The sequence below is a fragment of the Ensifer sp. ENS10 genome (assembly GCF_014852025.1).
Classification (GTDB): Bacteria; Pseudomonadota; Alphaproteobacteria; order Rhizobiales; family Rhizobiaceae; genus Ensifer.
On the sequence record NZ_JACVAS010000016.1, the window covers coordinates 31,062 to 49,081 of the forward strand.

The 18,020-nt window shown below is 63.9% G+C and carries 15 protein-coding genes; 7 read left to right on the forward strand and 8 right to left on the reverse strand.

Annotated features, from left to right (window positions below; all coding sequences use genetic code 11):
* Position 1: 1 nt before the first annotated feature.
* On the forward strand, positions 2-640 hold the full coding sequence (locus IB265_RS33625; protein ID WP_112994088.1) for an NrsF family protein: 639 nt from the start codon (positions 2-4) through the stop codon (positions 638-640).
* A 246-nt stretch (positions 641-886) separates the two neighbouring features.
* On the opposite strand, the gene IB265_RS33630 is transcribed toward IB265_RS33625, so the two are convergent.
* Positions 887-1,138, reverse strand: coding sequence for a DeoR/GlpR family DNA-binding transcription regulator (locus IB265_RS33630; RefSeq protein ID WP_082616260.1), 252 nt, complete (start codon positions 1,136-1,138; stop codon positions 887-889).
* A gap of 557 nt (positions 1,139-1,695) precedes the next feature.
* Here IB265_RS33630 and IB265_RS33635 point away from each other — a divergent pair.
* Positions 1,696-3,510: an ABC transporter ATP-binding protein gene (locus IB265_RS33635; RefSeq protein WP_112994089.1), complete on the forward strand. Its 1,815-nt coding sequence runs from the start codon at positions 1,696-1,698 to the stop codon at positions 3,508-3,510.
* A gap of 73 nt (positions 3,511-3,583) precedes the next feature.
* Here the strand turns inward: IB265_RS33635 and IB265_RS33640 are convergent, their stop codons facing one another.
* From IB265_RS33640 to IB265_RS33655, 4 genes are all read right to left on the reverse strand, one after another.
* Positions 3,584-4,792 carry a TIGR03862 family flavoprotein gene (locus IB265_RS33640; RefSeq protein WP_057255471.1) on the reverse strand — a complete coding sequence of 403 codons (1,209 nt, stop codon included), beginning with the start codon at positions 4,790-4,792 and terminating at the stop codon, positions 3,584-3,586.
* An 80-nt stretch (positions 4,793-4,872) separates the two neighbouring features.
* A complete protein-coding gene (locus IB265_RS33645; protein WP_057255472.1) occupies positions 4,873-5,946 on the reverse strand; it encodes an amino acid ABC transporter permease in 1,074 nt (357 codons plus the stop codon).
* Entirely contained in the window at positions 5,943-7,133 is a 1,191-nt protein-coding gene (locus IB265_RS33650) for an amino acid ABC transporter permease (RefSeq protein ID WP_192495988.1), read from the reverse strand. Before IB265_RS33650 ends, IB265_RS33645 begins: the two co-directional genes overlap by 4 nt.
* 20 nt (positions 7,134-7,153) lie before the next feature.
* On the reverse strand, positions 7,154-8,197 hold the full coding sequence (locus tag IB265_RS33655) for an amino acid ABC transporter substrate-binding protein (protein WP_057255473.1): 1,044 nt from the start codon (positions 8,195-8,197) through the stop codon (positions 7,154-7,156).
* Between the two features lie 322 nt (positions 8,198-8,519).
* On the opposite strand from IB265_RS33655, the gene IB265_RS33660 reads away from it, so the two are divergent.
* Positions 8,520-9,623 carry a DUF930 domain-containing protein gene (locus IB265_RS33660; protein WP_063891504.1) on the forward strand — a complete coding sequence of 368 codons (1,104 nt, stop codon included), beginning with the start codon at positions 8,520-8,522 and terminating at the stop codon, positions 9,621-9,623.
* 103 nt (positions 9,624-9,726) lie between these two features.
* Here the strand turns inward: IB265_RS33660 and IB265_RS33665 are convergent, their stop codons facing one another.
* Entirely contained in the window at positions 9,727-10,929 is a 1,203-nt protein-coding gene (locus IB265_RS33665; RefSeq protein WP_057255475.1) for an MFS transporter, read from the reverse strand.
* A 107-nt stretch (positions 10,930-11,036) separates the two neighbouring features.
* On the opposite strand from IB265_RS33665, the gene IB265_RS33670 reads away from it, so the two are divergent.
* From IB265_RS33670 to IB265_RS33680, 3 genes are all read left to right on the forward strand, one after another.
* Positions 11,037-11,975 (forward strand): AraC family transcriptional regulator, encoded by a 939-nt coding sequence (locus IB265_RS33670; RefSeq protein ID WP_112994090.1) that lies wholly within the window; start codon positions 11,037-11,039, stop codon positions 11,973-11,975.
* A 211-nt stretch (positions 11,976-12,186) separates the two neighbouring features.
* A complete protein-coding gene (locus IB265_RS33675) occupies positions 12,187-13,245 on the forward strand; it encodes a P1 family peptidase (RefSeq protein ID WP_112994091.1) in 1,059 nt (352 codons plus the stop codon).
* 72 nt (positions 13,246-13,317) lie between these two features.
* On the forward strand, positions 13,318-14,184 hold the full coding sequence (locus IB265_RS33680; RefSeq protein ID WP_112994092.1) for a D-amino-acid transaminase: 867 nt from the start codon (positions 13,318-13,320) through the stop codon (positions 14,182-14,184).
* Between the two features lie 24 nt (positions 14,185-14,208).
* Here IB265_RS33680 and IB265_RS33685 read toward each other — a convergent pair whose 3' ends face one another.
* Both IB265_RS33685 and IB265_RS33690 read right to left on the reverse strand, forming a co-directional pair.
* Complete coding sequence (locus IB265_RS33685; RefSeq protein WP_192495989.1) at positions 14,209-15,108, reverse strand: LysR family transcriptional regulator; 900 nt, start codon at positions 15,106-15,108, stop codon at positions 14,209-14,211.
* 87 nt (positions 15,109-15,195) lie between these two features.
* The gene (locus IB265_RS33690) at positions 15,196-16,716 is read right to left on the reverse strand and encodes a serine hydrolase (RefSeq protein ID WP_192495990.1); all 1,521 of its coding nucleotides are present in this window, start codon (positions 16,714-16,716) and stop codon (positions 15,196-15,198) included.
* 244 nt (positions 16,717-16,960) lie between these two features.
* Here IB265_RS33690 and IB265_RS33695 point away from each other — a divergent pair, with 244 nt between their 5' ends.
* Positions 16,961-18,001, forward strand: coding sequence for a dipeptidase (locus IB265_RS33695; RefSeq protein WP_192495991.1), 1,041 nt, complete (start codon positions 16,961-16,963; stop codon positions 17,999-18,001).
* Positions 18,002-18,020 lie beyond the last annotated feature (19 nt).

Here is an 18,020-nt window from a genome sequence, read left to right on the forward strand (position 1 = left end):
CATGGACACGAACGATCTCATCAAGGCTCTTGCAGCGGATACCCGGCGGCCCGGATTGTCCATGAACACCGTGTGGCTGGGCGCCGCAAGCGGGGCGCTCGTGCTCGCCGGGCTCGTCTTCTTCATGATGCTCGGGCCGCGGCCGGATATCGCCGCCGCTGTCGAGACGCTGCGCTTCCTGTTCAAGTTCGTGGTCACCATTGCGTTGGCGGCGGCGGCCTTTGCCGCGATGCGGGTCGCCGCCTGGCCCGAAGCCGAGTTGCGCAAGCTGCTGCCCTATCTCTGCATTGCGCCGGTTCTGGTGCTCGTTGGTGTCGCGCTGGAGCTGATCGCCCTGCCGTCTGATACTTGGGCTGCAAAACTGATCGGCACCAACAGCCTGCTTTGCCTGACCTTCATTCCTCTGATCGGCTTGGCGCCCCTTGCGCTCTTCCTGCTGGCGCTGCGCCACGGCGCACCATCGCGGCCGGCGTTTTCCGGTGCGCTGGCGGGGCTTGCCGCCGGAGGCATCGCTGCGACATTCTATGCGGCCCACTGCCCCGATGACTCGCCGCTCTTCGTTGCGACCTGGTACACGATCGCGGTCCTTGGCCTGACGCTGCTTGGAGCCATTGGCGCGCGTTTGGCCGTCCGCTGGTAGCAGCGCCGGCCAGCCTCCGATCGGGCCGAAGCGGTGGCGCAAACAAAAAAGGCCGGCAAGGCCGACCTTTTCCCGTTCGCTGCGTCACACTGCCAGTACATCCGTGGTCAGCGTTTTCGCGCGAGCCGTGCCGGGAGCCTTCGGTTATCCCTCGGGCTCCACGGGCAATCCGTTGACGTCTATGTGTGGTGCCGCCGTAAGAGTTTCAAGCCCCCGTCTGGAAACCTGACAAGCTACGGGGCACGGCTAGCAGTGAATGCTGACACCATGTTCGCGCAGCAAGGCGACGAGACGCCCGTCCGGCAATTCATCGGTCACAAGCGCATCGATATCGGCAAGCGAGGCAAGGCGCACCGGCGCGCGCCGGCCGAACTTGCTGCTGTCGACCGCCAGGATCACGCGCGCGGCTTGCTGCATGGCGGCCGAGACGGCGGCGACTTCGGCATGGTCGTCGTCGCCGACGTCGCCGTCCTGGTCTATGCCGCTGACGGAGATGATCGCGACGTCGAACTGCCGCGACCTTCGGCGTCAACTACACCGGGCAGATTGCGTCGGGCGTCTCCGACCACGGCGTCAACGCCAAGCTCAAGGTGAGCTTCTAAGGCTCACGCCGAGCATTGCAAGGGCTGACCTTGCTCGAGGATTGGAACGCCGCGCGGCAGGGCGCGGCGTTCTCGACGTTCGCGATCTGCGTCCAGCGACTGTTGCAAACCGGCCGCAGCCGCGACGATTGGCGCCATGGCAAGATTTCTGCACTTGGCGGTTGCGCCCGATTCGCCTATAGGTCGTCATCCGGCAACCAATCAGGGAGGTTTCAAAAGATGCCAGCTTTTTCTTTCTCCCTACGGGGCGGCGTACAGTTCTGAGCTGGACGCAGAAGGGCACCTTCGCCTTTCCGTCTTTTCAGGTCGGAGTTCGTTTCGCTGACCATGGCCCTTCCTCCCCGGAGGACGCTGCCAAACCAATGATGCCGCATCGGAAGCTGGGTTCCTTTTTTCGGCATACTCCGTTTTAAATCAGTTTTGAGGCCGATGCACGGGCATCGGGCAATCGTTATGGCTTTTACTCGTTTCGATCTGCGCGGCGGTGCGTTCCGCAGCGTTCTTGGTTTTACTTGGGTCCATTGGAAGCGGCAGCCGCTGCGGATCAGCGTCATCCTTGGCATGGTTCTGCTGTCGACGCTCGCCGACGTCCTGACGCCGCTCTATTCCGGCCGGCTTGTCGACGCCATCGTCTCCGGTGGGGCAGCCGATCAGCTTGCCTGGAATGCGGCGATCGCGGCATTCTGGATGCTGATGGCGCTCTCGCTGGGCGCGATCATACTCAGGCACTTCACCTTCCTGGGCGTCACCGATCTGACGCTCAAAATGATGGCCGACATCGCGTCGGCAGCGTTCTACCGCATCCAGCGCTTTTCGACCGACTGGCACGCCAACAGCTTTGCCGGTTCGACGGTGCGCAAAGTGACGCGCGGCATGTGGGCACTCGACCTGTTGAACGACACGTTGCTGGTCGCGCTCTTCCCGTCCGTCGTGATGCTCGTCGGTTCGACGGTACTGATGTCGTTCTACTGGCCGATGATGGGCGTCATCATCGGCATCGGCTCGATCGTCTTCATCGTCGTGACGATCCTCCTGTCGCTTGGCTATGTCGCGCCGATGGCGAGCCTTGCCAACCGATGGGATACAAAACTCGGCGGTGCGCTGGCCGACGCGGTGAGCTGCAACATCGTCGTCAAGGGTTTCGGCGCCGAAGGCCGTGAGGACGCACGTCTTGCCAAGGTCCTTGCGAAGTGGCGGGACCGCACGCGCCGCACCTGGATACGCGGCACGACCAACGGCACGACGCAAGGGGCCATGCTGCTCATCCTGCGCGCGGCGGTGATCGGCTTTGCACTGCTATTATGGTCGCGCGGGCAGGCAACGGCCGGTGACATCACCTTCGTGCTCACCTCGTTCTTCATCCTGCAGGGTTACCTGCGTGAAGTCGGGCAGCATATCCGCAACCTGCAGCGCTCGATCAACGACATGGAGGAGCTCGTCGACATCCATGGCCAGCCGCTCGGCATTGAGGACAAGGCGGACGCCAAGCCGATCCGGATCACCGATGGTCGCATCGAGTTTAGGGATGTCACGTTCCACTACGGTGCACACCGCAAGCCGCTCTATGATCGGTTCTCGGTGACGATCCGGGAGGGCGAGCGCGTCGGTCTTGTCGGGCATTCGGGCTCGGGCAAGACGACCTTCGTCAAGCTGATCCAGCGTCTGCACGACCTGAAATCCGGGCAGATCCGGATCGACGGTCAGGACATCGCTTCGGTGGCGCAGACGTCGCTGCGTCAGCAGATCGCGATCGTCCAGCAGGAGCCAATCCTGTTCCATCGCTCTCTGGCGGAGAATATCGCCTATGCGCGACCGGACGCCACGCAGAGCGAGATCGAGAAGGCGGCGAAGCTCGCGAGCGCCCACGACTTCATCACGTCCCTGCCGAAGGGCTACGGCACACTGGTGGGCGAACGCGGGGTAAAGCTCTCGGGCGGCGAGCGGCAGCGCATCGCCATCGCCCGTGCGTTCCTGGCGGACGCACCGATCCTGATCCTCGACGAGGCGACCTCGAGCCTCGACTCGGAATCGGAGGTGCTGATCCAGCAGGCGATGGAGCGGCTGATGCTCGGACGCACGACGCTGGTGATCGCCCACCGGCTGTCGACGGTGCGGGCGCTCGACCGGCTGCTGGTGTTCGATCATGGGCGGATCGCCGAAGAGGGCACGCATGACGCGCTGATCCGCCTCGACGGCGGCATCTACCGCGGTCTCTTCGAGCGCCAGGCGCTGGAACTGACCAAGGGTCTGGTGCTGAACGACCAGTAAGCCGCCCCTGTTGAAGGCGCCTTCAAGTCCTTTCGCCGCGCGCCTTTACCGGGTGCGGCGAAAGTCTATCGATCTATCGGCTGAGCCAGCGGTCGATGCCGCGGGCGGCGGCACGGCCGGTGGCGAAGCAGGCGGTCAGCAAATAGCCCCCGGTCGGCGCTTCCCAGTCGATCATCTCTCCCGCAACGAAGGTGCCGGGCAGTGCCTTCAGCATGTAGCTTTCGTCGATCGAATCCCACTGAACTCCGCCTGCCGAAGAGATAGCTTCGGCGATCGGCCGCGGGCGCAACAGCGGTATCGGCAGCGCCCTGATCAAGGCAGCGAGATCAGGTGGACCCATCCGGGCGGCTCCGGGCGCCAGTTCGCGCAACAGGGAGGCCTTCACGCCTTCGAGCCCGGCTCCCTTGCGCAGGCGGTTTGAGAAGCTGGTCTTGCTGTCGAGGCGGCCAAGGTCCTTTTCCAGTCTCGCAACGCTTCTTCCCGGCGTGAGATCGACCACCAGGTCGGCCTCTTCGCCGCGCGCCAGCCGATCTCTGAGGGCGGCCGCATGGGCGTAGACAAGGCTGCCTTCGATGCCGTTCCTCGAAACGACGAATTCACCAGGAACCGTCCCGGCCGCGGATGTGGCGGTGACACCCTTGAGGGCGGCACCCGAGAAGCGGTCGCGGAAGGTTTCGCTCCAGTTGACGTCGAAGCCGCTATTGGCGGGTTGGAAACTGGCGACGGCCACACCTTTCTCCTGCAGCCAAGGGAGCCAGCCGGCGTCCGATCCGAGGCGGGGATAGCTCGCGCCGCCGAGTGCGAGCAATGTCGCATCGGCACTCACAAGCTTTTTGCCATCAGGTGTGTCGAAGGCGAGCTCGTTGCCCTCAAAGCCTGTCCAACGATGTCGGGTCAGGGTCCGGACCCCACGACCTTCCAGCGATTTGAGCCAAGCGCGCAGCAACGGCGACGCCTTCATGACCTCCGGAAACACACGCCCCGACGAGCCGACGAAGGTTTCGGTTCCGAGATCTGCCGCCCATTGCCTTATCTCGTCGGGCGTGAAGGCATCGAGCGCCGCGCGCAGCCGCGGCGAGGCGTCACCGAAGCGTTCGGCAAAGACGGCGTAGGGTTCGGCATGGGTAATGTTCAGGCCGGATTTTCCGGCGAGCAGGAACTTGCGCGCGACCGTTGGCATGTTGTCGTAGACGGTGATCGCGTGGCCGCGCTCCGCCAACCCCTGCGCCGCCATCAGCCCGCTTGGCCCGCCGCCCACAATGGCGATGTTCTTTTGTCCCATGCGCTTGCCCGGTCACAGATTCCATGTCGCCGCACTCTTGGCCCGGCGGCGCGCGGCGCGCAACCCCGCGCGACGTGCGCTCAGCGGCGATTGGAAGCGTTGAGCTTCCGCTCGAGCCAGAGGCTGTAGCGCGAACCGGTGAAGCAGATTGCGAAATAGACCAGCGCCGCAAAGATATAGGCCTCGCTGTAGAAGCCGAGCCAGATCGGGTCGGTCGCCGAAGTCTTGGCGGCATTCAGGAGATCGTAGATGCCGATGACGGCGAGCAGCGAGGTGTTGAGCACGATGCCGATCGAGAGGTTGACGATTGCCGGGATGACGGCAATGAGCGCCTGCGGCAACACGACCAGCCGCAGCATCTGGATCCGGCTGAGGCCAAGGGATAAGGCCGCCTCCTTCTGCCCGGAGGGGATCACCTGCAGGCCGGCGCGGATGACTTCGGCGAGATAAGCCGAGAAGAACAGGGTAACGCCGATCTGGGCGCGCAGCAGCTTGTCGATGGCAGCACCGCTTGGCAGCGCCATCGGCACGATCAGCATGGCGACATAGAGAACGGCGATCATCGGCACGCCGCGTAGCACCTCGATGAAGGCAATTGCCAGGCACCGCACGATGCCCATGTCCGATTGGCGGGCAAGCGCCAGCAGCAGCGCGATCGGGAAGGCGAAGGCGAGGCCGGCGATCGAGACGGTGAGCGTGATCGGCAATCCGCCCCAATGATTGGTCGACACCGGTTCCATGCCGGCTGTGCCCGCCATCAGCAGCCAGATCACGACAAGGGCCAGCAGCCAGACCGGTACCAGGCGGAAGCTCCAGAAGCGGGGAAGGGCAGAGACCGTGAGCAGCGCCGTGATGAGAGTGAGCACCAACGCCGGTCGCCATTGCAGCGGGGGCGGAAAGAAGGCGAAGAGCATGAATCGAAACTTGGCACCGACGAAGGCCCAGCAGGCGCCGGCCGTCTCTGTTGCGCAATCGGCCGACGTGCCGGACCACACGGCATCGACGACGGCCCAGCGGAAAAAGGGAAGTGCGAGCCAGAGCATCGCCGCGAGCGTGGCAAGCGTGACGAGGCCATTGGCCCAGCCGCTGAAGAGGCCGTCGCGCCAACGGTGCCAGTCGGGCGCGACGGGCGGCGCAAGTTCGATCTGGCTCATCGCTTTCCTTCCTCGCGCAGAACCACGCGGCGGTTGTAGAGGTTCATGACGGCCGAAACCGCAAGGCTGATGGTCAGGTAGACGGCGGCGATGATAATGATCGCCTCCAGCGCCTGTCCTGTCGTATTCGCCGTCGTGTTGGCGACGCTGACGAGGTCCGGGTAGCCGATCGCGACCGCGAGGCTTGAATTCTTGGTCAGATCCAGGAAGCTGGAAATCATTAGCGGCGTAATCACCCGAAGCGCCTGCGGCAGCACGACGAGGCGCAGGATCTGAGCGGGTTTCAGCCCGAGCGCCCGGGCCGCCTCCCATTGACCCGATTTTACCGACTGGATGCCGCTGCGCACGATCTCGGAGATCGAGGCCGAGGCATTGACGACGAGGCCGATCAGCAGGGCTGCGAACTCGGGTGTCAGCGACAGGCCGCCGCGAATGTTGAAGCCGCCCTTGGCGGGGATTTCGACAGAGGCCGCGAAACCTAGGGAGGTGAGGGTGAGGTAGCAGAGGGCAAGCGCCCCGAGCGCAGCACCGGCCGACTTCGGCAGATAGAAGGCTGAGCCTGCAAACAGGCGACGGCACAGGACGAGCGCGGCGAGGACAGCCAGCACCACCACCGAAAGCCAGACCACCGCTGGCAAGCCTTCGACCGAAAGCGAGGGAAGATAGACGCCACGATTGCTGAGATAGATGCTGCCGAGGAAAGAATAGGCGCCGCGCGGCGGCGGCAGCGCGTGGATGATGGCGCTCCAGAGAAAGAGTTGCAGCAACAACGGCGTGTTGCGCAAAAGCTCGACATAGGAGTGAACGAAGCTGGCCAGCAGCAGGTTGCCCGAGAGTCGCGCGATGCCGAGCGCAACGCCGAGCACGGTTGCAAGCAGGCAGCCGACGACCGCGACCTTGATCGTGTTGGCAATGCCGGCGCCAAGCGCGCGGGCATAGCTGTCGCCGGCGGAATAGGAGAGCAGACTCTCGCCGATCTCGAAGTTCGCCTGGTGAGAGAGAAAGGCGAAGCCCGGCGTCAGCCCCATGCGGTGCATGCTGTCGGCGGTGTTCTGACCCAGGCATGCGAAGAGCAGGAGCACGACGACGAAAAGCAGGCCTTGCAGCAGTGGCAGCGGCCCGATCCAGGTGCGCAGCCGCGAGACAGGTCCGGGCCCCGAAGGGCCCGGTCGGCTATGGCGTGTCATGGGAAAAACCATGAAGCGGCTCAGCGGAACGGCGGCGAGTAGAGGAGGCCGCCCGCGGTCCAAGGCTGGTTGTAGCCGCGTTCGAAGTTAAGGGCCGTGCCCTTGCCGACGTTGCGCTCGAAGATTTCGCCGTAATTGCCGACGGTCTTGACGATGTTGTAGGCGAACTTCGGATCAAGGCCGATCGCTTCCCCAAGCGAGGGATCGACGCCGAGGAAGCGTTTGATCGCAGGGTCCTCGCTCTTCAGGAACGTATCGACATTGTCCTTGGTGATGCCGAATTCCTCGGCCTGGATCGTCGCATAGACGGTCCAGTTGACGATTTCGAGCCACTGGTCGTCACCGGCGCGAATTGCCGGCGCCAGCGGTTCCTTCGACAGACGCTCCGGCAGAAGCACGTAATCGTCGGGCTTCGAAAGCTGCGTGCGCTTAGCGGCAAGGTCGGTCGCGTCCTGGGTGAGCGCATCGACACGGCCGCTGTCGAGCGCCTTCAGGAACTCGCCGGTTTCTTCGATCGTGACCGGCGTGAAGGCCTTGCCCGTCTTGCGGAAGAAGTCGGCGATGTTGAGCTCGCCGGTCGTGCCGCTCTGGACGCCGATGGTCGCGCCGTCGAGTTCCTCGCCCTTGCTGACGCCAAGATCCTTGCGAACCAGCAGGCCCTGGCCATCGTAGAAAACGACAGGACCGAAATGGAAGCCAAGCTTGAAGGCGCGGCTGACGGTCTGGGTCACGCCCGAAAGCAGGATGTCGAACTCTCCGGACTGCAGCGCCGGCAGGCGCTGCTGCGGCGAGGAGTTGGTGAACTCGACCTTTTCGGCGTCGTTGAAGACGGTGATCGCGATGGCGCGGCCGAAATCGACGAAGAAGCCCTGCCAGCGGCCGCTGCTATCGGGCGAGAAGAAACCCGGCGTGGTACCGACGCCGACCTTGATCACGCCGCGCGCCTTGATCTTGTCGAGCGTTTCGCCGGCAAGCGCTGACGTGGCGATGAGGCCGGCCGCCAGCGCTGCCGTCGCGGCAAAGGCTTTTGTGAAAAGTTTTCGGTGAGTGAAATGTCGCTGCATGAAGGCCCCCAAGCCATAAAGGAATGTCACTGCGCATCCACGGCAGAAGCGCCCGATGCGTGCTGAAATAATTAAATCTATAGAAATTATATAATAGGTATTTTTGTGCGAAATTGACGCGCGGCCCGAAACAGATTTCGCCGCCTCGTTTTCGCCGGGAACGTTTTTGACAAGCGGGTGGTTGGCTTGCGCGCGTGGCGGCGCGGTCCGCTCGCCTGAAGCTGCGCGACCGGGCCTCCCGGTGCACTCCAGGGCTGTACCTCTTGTTGAGATCGGCGGAAGTTCCTAGGTTCCGCCGATCGATTGGTTTATCTCGTTGGCGATGCGGCTCTTTGCGGAAAAATGGTGGAAACGGGTAGGATGGGGCGCGCCGACATCGGTCGCCCTGCATCTCATCGTCGTTTTTCTGCTGTTGTTCGATCTGCCGCTCGAACTGCCGAAACCTCCGAAAGAGCAGACCGTCAACGTTGAGCTCGTTCCTCCCCCTGAGGCGAAGGAGGAGAAAAAGGCCGAACAGAAGAAGGCAGGGCCGAAAAAGGGCGAAGAGAAGAAGGCCGAGCAACCGAAGCCGCAAGCCAAGCCCAAGCCCCAACCGAAGCCAGAGCCGAAGTCGAAGCCGGAACCCAGGCCGGCGCAGCAGTTACCGCAGTCCTTCGCCTCCGCCATGGCCAAGACCAAGCAGGACAACAAGGAGGCCGAGCTGCCGCCGGCTGCACGGGACACGGTAAAAAAGACCGAAACGTCCGAGCCGGCAAAGGCGGTGGACGACAAGGCAAAGCCAGCGGACGAGCCGCCAAAGGTGCCCCCGGCGGAGAAGAAGGAACCGGTGAAAGAGCCGAAACCCCTGTCGGCTCTGGCTGTGCCCGCAAAGTCATCCGAGAACGCCACACAGAAGGCGGATGAAAAAGCCGCCTCGACGGTGGCCGAGGCGAAGCCTGAGCCAAAAGAAACGCCTCAGGCCAAGCCGCAGGAGGTCAAGTCGGAACAGGAGACCGCAAAGGCAAAGCCGGCCGATGCTGCGGCAAAGGTCGAACTCAAGCCGGTTCCGAGCAAGATGACCGAAGCAAAAGAACTGTACTCGGCAAAGTCGATTGCTGACCCGCGGGTGAAACAGGCGCTGATCAACCTGCCGGTCAAGAGGCGCATCCTGCAACTGTGCAATCTCGAGGCGCTGGAGCAGATCCGCAGCCAACGACCGGATACCCCGCCGGAAGGGCTGGTGCCCTTCGGACCGAAAGGCGGCTTCATCTCGAAGAACCGGATGGACGCGAGCGGCGGAGCCTATCAGAGCAAAGCGAATTGGTACGACGTCGATTTCAAATGCGTCGTCAATGAAGAGGCGACAGAAGTGACCTCCTTCAGCATCGCCATTGGCGACGCGGTGCCGAAGACAAGCTGGAGGGAGCGTCGTCTTCCCGGGAACTGATACTCCAGAGCGGATCCGGATGTTGACTTTTCTTGCCTGCCGAACCCCTTAAGGCCCGGCAGGCGCAGGTGCGAGTTGCCACTCCCGCCCTGATCTTGGTCGGCTACTCCGCAGCCTGCAGCGTCCGTTCGCGATAGACGGAGACCAGCGACGTGCCGAGCATTGCTGCGACCGCGGCGAAAAGGAAGACGCCTGCGGGTCCCTGAAGTTCGACGAGAAGGCCGCCGAGGATCGCGCCTGTGGAAATGGCGATCTGGAACGTCGTGAGCGTTGCTGCTCCCGCACCTTCGGCCTCGTCGCCGGCGGCGCGGCTCAGGAACGATTGCACACTGACCGGCAGCGCGCCGAACGCGAAGCCCCAGGCGGCCGTGGCAACAATGGCGACGGCGGGCAGTACGCCGGCAAGCGCCAGCGTCAGAGTGGTGACAGCGACGCCGGCTGCGGCCGACATCATCGACAGCCGCGTGCTGCGCTCGGCCAGGAACCCGCCGGCAATATTGCCGAAGAATCCGCCGATACCGAAGGCGAGCAGGATCGCCGTGATCGCCTCGACACCGAACTGCGGCACCTGCTCAAGGAACGGGCGAACATAGGTGAAGCCGGCAAAGTGACCCGTGACGACCAAGAGGATCGTCGCAAGGCCGAGCCGGATCGCCGGACGCTTCAGTACGTTGAGGATCGTGTTGAGGCCGGTCGTCCCGACAGGCGGAAGGCGGGGAACCGTCAGCGCCTGCACGATGAAGGTGACGATGCCGACGCCGGCAGCGAGCAGGAAGGCATAACGCCAGCCGAGCGTCGCGCCGATCCAGGCGCCGACCGGGGCCGCGCAGACCGTCGCGATCGACACACCCGACATGATGATCGCCATCGCCCGCGGCATCAGCCGGGCGGGAACGAGCCGCATGGCGAGCGCCAGCGACAGCGCCCAGAAGCCGCCGAGCCCGATGCCGAGCAGCAAGCGCGCGACAAGCAGCATCGGAAGACTTGAGGCAAAACCAGCGATCAGGCTCGAAATCACCAGAAGGGCGGTCAGGGTCAGAAGGACGTTCCGCCGGTCGAAGCGCCCGGTGTAGACGACGATCGCCGGACCGGCGATGGCCGCGACGACGGCCGTGGTGGTGACCGACTGACCGGCCGCGCCGACGGTGACGCCGAGATCGGCGGACATCGGCGTCAGAAGACTTGCCGGCAGAAATTCCGCCGTGACCAAGCCAAAAACCCCAAGCGACAGGGACACGACGGCCGCCCACAAGGGCTTTTCTCGCTCATCCGCATGTCCCGTGGGCTTGGCGACAATACCATCCATGACTTTCATCTCCATTGTGGTTCGGATGAAAATATGCATGGCCAACTGGAGTTTCTATGCTAGAAAATCCAAAACACTATGCCGTTTGTCCAAAGCTGGAGTGGTCCATGACTGATGCGCTCACTGACATCCTGCGCGGCCTGAGGCTCGACGGAGTGGAATATGGGCGTTGCCAGCCCTGTGCGCCATGGGCAACCTCCTATCCCGCGCAGGAACCTGCGCGTTTTCATTTTCTCGCATCCGGTTCCGCCCATCTGCAAACGCCCGACGGCGCCTGGATGGAGCTTGCGCCGGGCGATGCTGTGCTGTTGCCGCGCGGTGACGCGCATGTGCTTGCCAGCAAGCCCGGCCTTCCGGCGATCTCGATCCGCGATCTGCCGAAACGGCAGCTTTGCGACGGCATCGTCGATGTGCAATGTCCCAATTCGGACAGCCAGAACCTTCTGTTCTTCGCGGTCATGCAGTTCAACGTCGACCGACTGCATCCTCTCCTCCAGCTGATGCCGTCCGTCATGCGCACGAGCGATCTCGCGTCGAGCGAACCGTCGATCCCATCGCTGCTCGATACCATGACGCGCGAGGCGGCGATGCAGCGCGTAGGTTCCGGCGGCATCCTGGCGCGGCTTGCCGACGTGCTGACCGCAACGATCATCCGTGCTTGGGTAGAACATGGCTGCGGCACCGCGACCGGCTGGCTGGCCGCGGTCCGCCATCCGGAGGTCGGTCGCGTTCTTGCCGCCATCCATCTCGATCCGACCAAGGACTGGTCGGTGCCGGAATTGGCAAAGCTCATGGGCGCATCGCGCTCGGGTTTTGCCCAGCGCTTTGCCGATACGGTCGGCGAGACGCCGGCCCGCTACGTGGCGCGCATGCGCATGCACCAGGCGCATCAGTGGCTGCGTGAAGGAAAGCGCGTGGCCCATGTCGCCAACCGCCTCGGCTACGATTCCGAGGCCTCGTTCAGCCGCGCCTTCCGCAAGATCATGGGTGCACCGCCAAGTCATTCGCGAAGCCTCACCTCGGCGATGGAGCAGGCCGCTTCGTGACCTGCGCCGCGCGCTGACGTCTCAGAACTTGACGGCGCGATCGGCCCTTGCGCCATGATCCCGGGCCGTCGATGTATCCGCCGGCGTTGCAGGCTACTCATGAAACTATTCCATTTTTGAGATGCCGTTTTGCCAACGATAAAGGTAGGGTGCCCCGCGACGAAACGTCTGTTTCGCGATCGGGTCGACGGGCAAGGAAATGACGGAAAAAATGGTAGATATCAAATGCTTGCGACTTCGGGACCTCGGCTTCCGGCCGGGCGTCTATGAACCCGGCCCGTTGAATGCCATTACCGATGTCGAGGGCGTCGCGGTCGGTCATGCCACCGTCGTCGAGGGGGATCGCATCCGCACCGGCGCGACCGCCATCCTGCCGCATGGCGGCAACCTGTTTCAGGGCAAGGTGCCCGCGGCGCTTGCGGTGCTCAACGGCTTCGGCAAGTTCGCAGGATCCACCCAGGTCGAGGAGCTCGGTGAGCTGGAAACACCCGTCGTTCTCACCAATACGCTGGCGACGGGACGGGCCATCGAGGCAATCAACCGCTGGACGCTGGCGCAACCGGGCAACGAGAAGGTCGTGTCGCTGAACGCGGTCGTCGGCGAGACCAACGATTCCCGCCTCAACGACATTCGTGCCGGCCGCCCGACGATCGACGAGATCGGCGCGGCCCTCGGCGCCGCGAAGACTAGTGCCGTGGAGGAGGGTGCTGTCGGCGCCGGCGCCGGCACGGTGGCCTTCGGCCTCAAGGGTGGCATCGGAACCAGTTCGCGCCGCGTCAACGCGGCCGGGGAAATCTTCACGCTCGGCGTGCTCGTTCAATCCAACTATGGCGGGCGGCTCACCGTCTGCGGTCGTGCCTATGATGCGCCGGCGGCACACGACCGGGATGGATCCATCGTCATCGTAATCGCCACCGACGCGCCGCTCTCCGCGCGCAATCTCAAGCGTCTCGCCGAGCGCGGCTTTGGCGGCCTTGCCCGCACTGGGGCAGCACTCAGCAACGGCTCCGGCGACTATGCGCTTGCCTTCTCGACGGCGCCATCCGTTCGTCGAACGAAGGCACGGCGGGCAGCGATTGCGGATTACCCGGACCTTCCGAACGACCTGATGTCGCCGCTCTTCGAGGCGGCCATCGAGGCAACCGAGGAGGCCATCCTCAATTCGCTGACCATGGCCCGAACGACGCACGGCTTCAACGCCGCGAACGGCAAGCCGAGCACGGTCGAAGCGATCTCGCTCGAAAGGCTTCGCGCCCTGAGCGAGCCGTGATCATTGCGCCTGGATCGCGAGCGGTGTGGCGATCCACGGCTGCACACCAAACCTAACTCTTACGGAGCCCCCATGCCCCAGCTGCCCATTCGTACAGTCTATCTCAACGGCGAGTTTCTGCCGGAGAACGAGGCGCGCCTCTCAATCTTCGATCGCGGCTTCCTCTTCGGCGATGGCATCTATGAGGTGACCGCTGTTCTTGACGGCAAGCTGATCGACAGCGCGCCGCATATGGCCCGGTTGGAACGCTCGGCGCGTGAAATCGATGTGCCGCTGCCGGTGTCGACCGAGGAGATCGTCGCGATTGAAAAGCGGCTGGTGCGAGACAACGATCTTGTCGAAGGCATCGTCTACCTCCAGCTCACCCGCGGCGCCGAAGACCGGAACTTCCTGTTCTCGGAGGATATCAAGCCGACGCTACTGCTCTTCACCCAGGAGAAGACACTGGTGGGCGTCGCTGCGACGGAGAAAGGCCTTTCGATCAAGACCGTGCCCGACCAGCGCTGGGCACGCCGCGACATCAAGAGCGTGTGCCTGCTGCCGCAGGTGATCGCCAAGCGCATCGCTAAGGCCGAAGGCTGCGACGAGGCCTGGATGATCGAAGACGGCTTTGTCACCGAAGGCGCTTCCTCCACCGCCTATATCATCACCGAGGACAACCGCATCGTCACCCGCGGCAACAGCCAGGCGACGCTGCCGGGCTGCACGCGGCTTGCCGCACTGGCGCTGGCGCGCGAACAGGGGCTGACGCTGGAGGAACGGCCGTTCACGCTCGACGAGGCGTTGAACGCCCGCGAAGCCTGCCTGACCAGCGCCTCGAATTTCGTCGCGCCGATCACCCGGATCGACGGCAAGCCTGTTGGCTCAGGTGCACCAGGCCCGATCGTCAAGCGTCTGCGCGAGCTCTATCTGGAGCACGCACGGCGGACGGCGATCTAGGTTGCGCCGTTTCTGGGTTGTCGCCTAGGCGACAGCCTCAAGGCTCTGCCAGACACGCCCGACGATCGGGCGGCGGTTCTCCCTGGCGCGATAGAGGCGGATCTCGACGCTGATGTCCCAGCGAGGCTCGGCTGCCCGGACCAGGGAGCCGCTCGCCAATTCGTCCGTCATCAGGCTCTCGGGAACCCAGGCGATGCCCCAGCCGGCTTCGGCCATGGCTTTCAATCCCACGGACATGCTGCCTTCGTGCACCCTTTGCGCCGGCGGCAAATTGGGGCTTATCAGCTCGTCGAGGAGTTGGCCGAAGAAGGACAACTTCTCGTAGCTCAGATGCGGAAAGGGCTTCGCCCCGCCTTCGAGTAGGTGCTTTGGCGCACCTGTCTTGCTGGCGGCCGAGACCGGAAGGATGCGTTCATGACCCAGCACGCGATGCTCGAAGGCCTGTGGGTCGAGCAGGTGCGGAACCTGGGTGTGTGCGTAGGTGAGCAGGAAGTCGCATTCGCCGTCCACGAGCGAGTTGAGGTTCTCCTCCATGCTGCCGGAGTCCGGACGAAGCCTGGAGAAGAGCGGGCCGATCTTGGCGTTGACGCGGCTCATCCACTCCGGAAAGAAGGTGAAGGAGAGCGTGTGCAGCGCCGTCAGCTTGATGGTGCGGGCGTCGGAGCCCTCTTCCTGCTGGAGATTGCGCCTCGCCTGATAAAGCTGTTTCAGCGTTTCCTGCGCCACCGGTACGAATTTCACGCCGGCTTCGGTGAGGCGCGAAGGATAGGTCGCCCGGTCGACGAGCGTTGCGCCCAGCCAGGCCTCCAATTGCCGGATGCGGCGGCTGAAAGCGGATTGGGTGACGTGACGCTGGTCCGCCGCCTTGGAGAAGTTCAGCGTGCTGGCGAGTGCCAGAAAGTCTTCAAGCCATTTGATTTCCACGACATGCACTCCGGAAGTCCAGTCCGCTCAGCCAGTCGCCGCGGGACAGGCTTCTTTGCGGCAGCGCCCACGTGTCATCAAGAAAAATCAGGCGCGGCGGCGATATTCGATCATGCGGGCGCGGCTCGAAACCAGTTCGAGGCGGTCGGGCGCAAGCATATGCAGGCAGATGCGCTTGACCCACGGGCCGTCGTTCAAGGTGAACAGGAAGCGGCCGTTGCCGAGTGCATTGAGCGTCCTGGCCTGACGCACAGGGCCGATGCCCATCAAGACCGTGCCGTTCTCGATTGTGAATTCCGCGCCCTCGTCCGAGTGCCAGACACCGGAAAGCGACGCCGGAACCGGCTCATGCGCCGCCGCCGGAAGGAAGCGCCTTGCGGCATGGCCGACTTCGCCGACAAGGGCGGAACCATCCCGGCGAAGCCGCAGGGGTGATGAGGCAGAGCGCGACGAGACCCAGCCTTCGCCGTCGTCATAGAGCGTCTCGTCGGCATCGAGATAGGTGCAGGTGCTGCCCTTGATCTCGATCCACCAGGGGCCGGTCTCCGTCACGTAGAGACCGTCGCCGAGATCGGTCACGGGAGCCGGTAGTGTGAGCCCGGTGAGCCCCGCCATGCTTTCGAGCGCTATCTTGTAACCGTTGGTATCTTCGCGGTTGGAAACGACGACGAAGCCGGCGTGTGTTTCGGGATCGAGCAGGAAATAGGTCTTGTAGCCGGGGTGTGAGCCGCCGTGGCCGACGAATTCACGCGGGCCGAGCCAGGACTTGCGCAGGCCCAGGCCGTAACCCGTCGGTCGCCCGTCGGCAAGAAACCGGGTCGCCTGCAATTTCTGCAGAAGACCGGCGAAGCGACCTTCGTCGCCGAGCAGGGCCTGCAGCCAAGTGGCGAGCGCCCGAGCGCTGCCGGTCAGGCTACCCGACGCGGAAATGTGCAGGCCGGCGGCGGAAAGCTGCCAGCTTTCGCCGGAGTGCCAATAGCCGGGAACGAGGTCCTTCACCGGGTCGTTCCAGACGTCCGGCGCCTTCAGCGCGATACCGAGTGGCGTTGAGAGCTCGCGCTGGACGAAATCGTCGAAGCCGAATCCCCTGCGCTCCAACGCCGCTTCGACGAGGCGATAGCCGGTGTTCGAATAGGAGACCTCGGTGCCTGCCGCGAAGTTCAGCCGCTCAAGGCGCGAAATGTAATCGAGCAGCGCTCCGGCCTTGGTTTCCGTGTAGACGGAAAGGCCCAGTAGCGACAGGCATTCGCGTGTATCCGGCAGGCCGCCGCTCATGTCGAGCGCCTGTCCAACCGTCACTTCGGCAAGCGGCGAACGCAATTCCTGAAGGTGTTGGCCGAGCGGATCGTCGAGGCCTATCAGATCGCTGTGCGCGAGCACCATTGCCGAAAAGACGTGCTTGGTGAGGGATGCATAACGCACGACGCTGTCGACCGTGAACGGCGCAAACGTGGCGAGGCTCTCGACGCCGCCCGCATGCGAAAAGCAGATTCCGGATGCGTCGAAACCGATGACGCCGCCGCCCGGCTCGTCCGCCGCCCATTGTCTGGTCAGGCGTCTCGCGGTTGCTTCGGCGGCTTGCCAATCCAGCGATGCCGGCTTCGTCATGTCCATTCTCCGTCCTGTTCGCGGGGTGTTGCCGCGCGCGTTTTCTGACTAAGCACGACAGCAGCATGCGCTGCCAATTCCATTTCCGGCAGGGCCTATGCACGGTTTGCATTTGCCCGGCATGGCTGCATTGGGCTAGGGCGGCAGGGAAAAAGGGTGCGGTTCCCGCACCCAATGTCTATGGTCCGTCCGCGACTATCTATGAGTCGCGCACAGGACAACAGGTTGAGAAGGCGATCCAGAATTGGCGACCCAAGCGAAAATCCCGGTCTTTGACGGACATAACGACGTGCTGTCGCGGCTTTGGCGTTCGCCGGGCGGCGCGCCGGAACGCCGCTTTCTCGACGGCGCCGATACCGGACACATCGATCTCGACAAGGCGGAGACGGGCGGCCTTGCCGGCGGTCTCTGTGCCGTCTACGTGGCTTCGCCGGGCCTGGCCAAGGACGGCAGCGGCGACTTTGCGACGCCCGATCGGGAAACCGCTCTCGAAGCTACTCTCGGTATGGCGAGCCTGTTGATGCGGATCGAGCGCCAGTCCGAGGGGCGGCTGAAGATCTGCCGCAGTGCTGCCGATATCCGCGACGCCATGGCCAAGGGCGCCTTTGCCTCGGTGCTGCACATCGAGGGCATCGAGGCCGTCGGTGCCGATCTCGACGCGCTCTATGTGCTCCATGCCGCCGGCCTGCGCACGCTTGGTCCCGTCTGGAGCCGGCCGAACATCTTTGCCTATGGCGTCCCTTTCCGTTTTCCCTCTTCGCCCGATATCGGTCCGGGCCTCAGCGAGGCCGGCAAGGATCTGGTTCGCGCCAGCAACGAGCTGAAGATCATGCTCGATCTCTCGCACATGAACGAGCAGGGCTTCTGGGATATCGCCGCGCTGTCGCAGGCGCCCCTGGTGGCGTCGCATTCCAACGTTCATGCGCTCTGCCCGCACAGCCGCAACCTGACGGACCGTCAGCTCGACGCGATCAAGGATACCGGCGGGCTCGCGGGTATCAATTTCGGCGTCCTGTTCCTGCGCGCCGACGGCGTCAGGAACCCGGATACGCCGCTGACGCTGCTCGCCGATCACATCGACTACATCGTCGAGCGTATCGGCATCGAACACGTCGCGCTCGGCTCGGACTTCGACGGCACGACGATCCCGGCCGCCATGCGCAGCGCGGCCGATCTGCCGCTGCTCGTCGATCTCCTGCGCACACGCGGCTATGACGACGCCGCACTTGCGAAGATCTGCCACCGCAACTGGATCCGCGTGCTGGAGACGACCTGGGGCGCGTGATCTCCAGCCGGAGCCGCGT

Coding starts and splice junctions, on each gene's coding strand:
- IB265_RS33675 (WP_112994091.1), top strand. CDS start 12,187: ATGGTAGATATCAAATGCTTGCGACTTCGGGACCTCGGCTTCCGGCCG.
- IB265_RS33625 (WP_112994088.1), top strand. CDS start 2: ATGGACACGAACGATCTCATCAAGGCTCTTGCAGCGGATACCCGGCGG.
- IB265_RS33660 (WP_063891504.1), top strand. CDS start 8,520: ATGCGGCTCTTTGCGGAAAAATGGTGGAAACGGGTAGGATGGGGCGCG.
- IB265_RS33635 (WP_112994089.1), top strand. CDS start 1,696: ATGGCTTTTACTCGTTTCGATCTGCGCGGCGGTGCGTTCCGCAGCGTT.
- IB265_RS33645 (WP_057255472.1), bottom strand. CDS start 5,946: ATGAGCCAGATCGAACTTGCGCCGCCCGTCGCGCCCGACTGGCACCGT.
- IB265_RS33650 (WP_192495988.1), bottom strand. CDS start 7,133: ATGACACGCCATAGCCGACCGGGCCCTTCGGGGCCCGGACCTGTCTCG.
- IB265_RS33680 (WP_112994092.1), top strand. CDS start 13,318: ATGCCCCAGCTGCCCATTCGTACAGTCTATCTCAACGGCGAGTTTCTG.
- IB265_RS33655 (WP_057255473.1), bottom strand. CDS start 8,197: ATGCAGCGACATTTCACTCACCGAAAACTTTTCACAAAAGCCTTTGCC.
- IB265_RS33690 (WP_192495990.1), bottom strand. CDS start 16,716: ATGACGAAGCCGGCATCGCTGGATTGGCAAGCCGCCGAAGCAACCGCG.
- IB265_RS33665 (WP_057255475.1), bottom strand. CDS start 10,929: ATGGATGGTATTGTCGCCAAGCCCACGGGACATGCGGATGAGCGAGAA.
- IB265_RS33670 (WP_112994090.1), top strand. CDS start 11,037: ATGACTGATGCGCTCACTGACATCCTGCGCGGCCTGAGGCTCGACGGA.
- IB265_RS33640 (WP_057255471.1), bottom strand. CDS start 4,792: ATGGGACAAAAGAACATCGCCATTGTGGGCGGCGGGCCAAGCGGGCTG.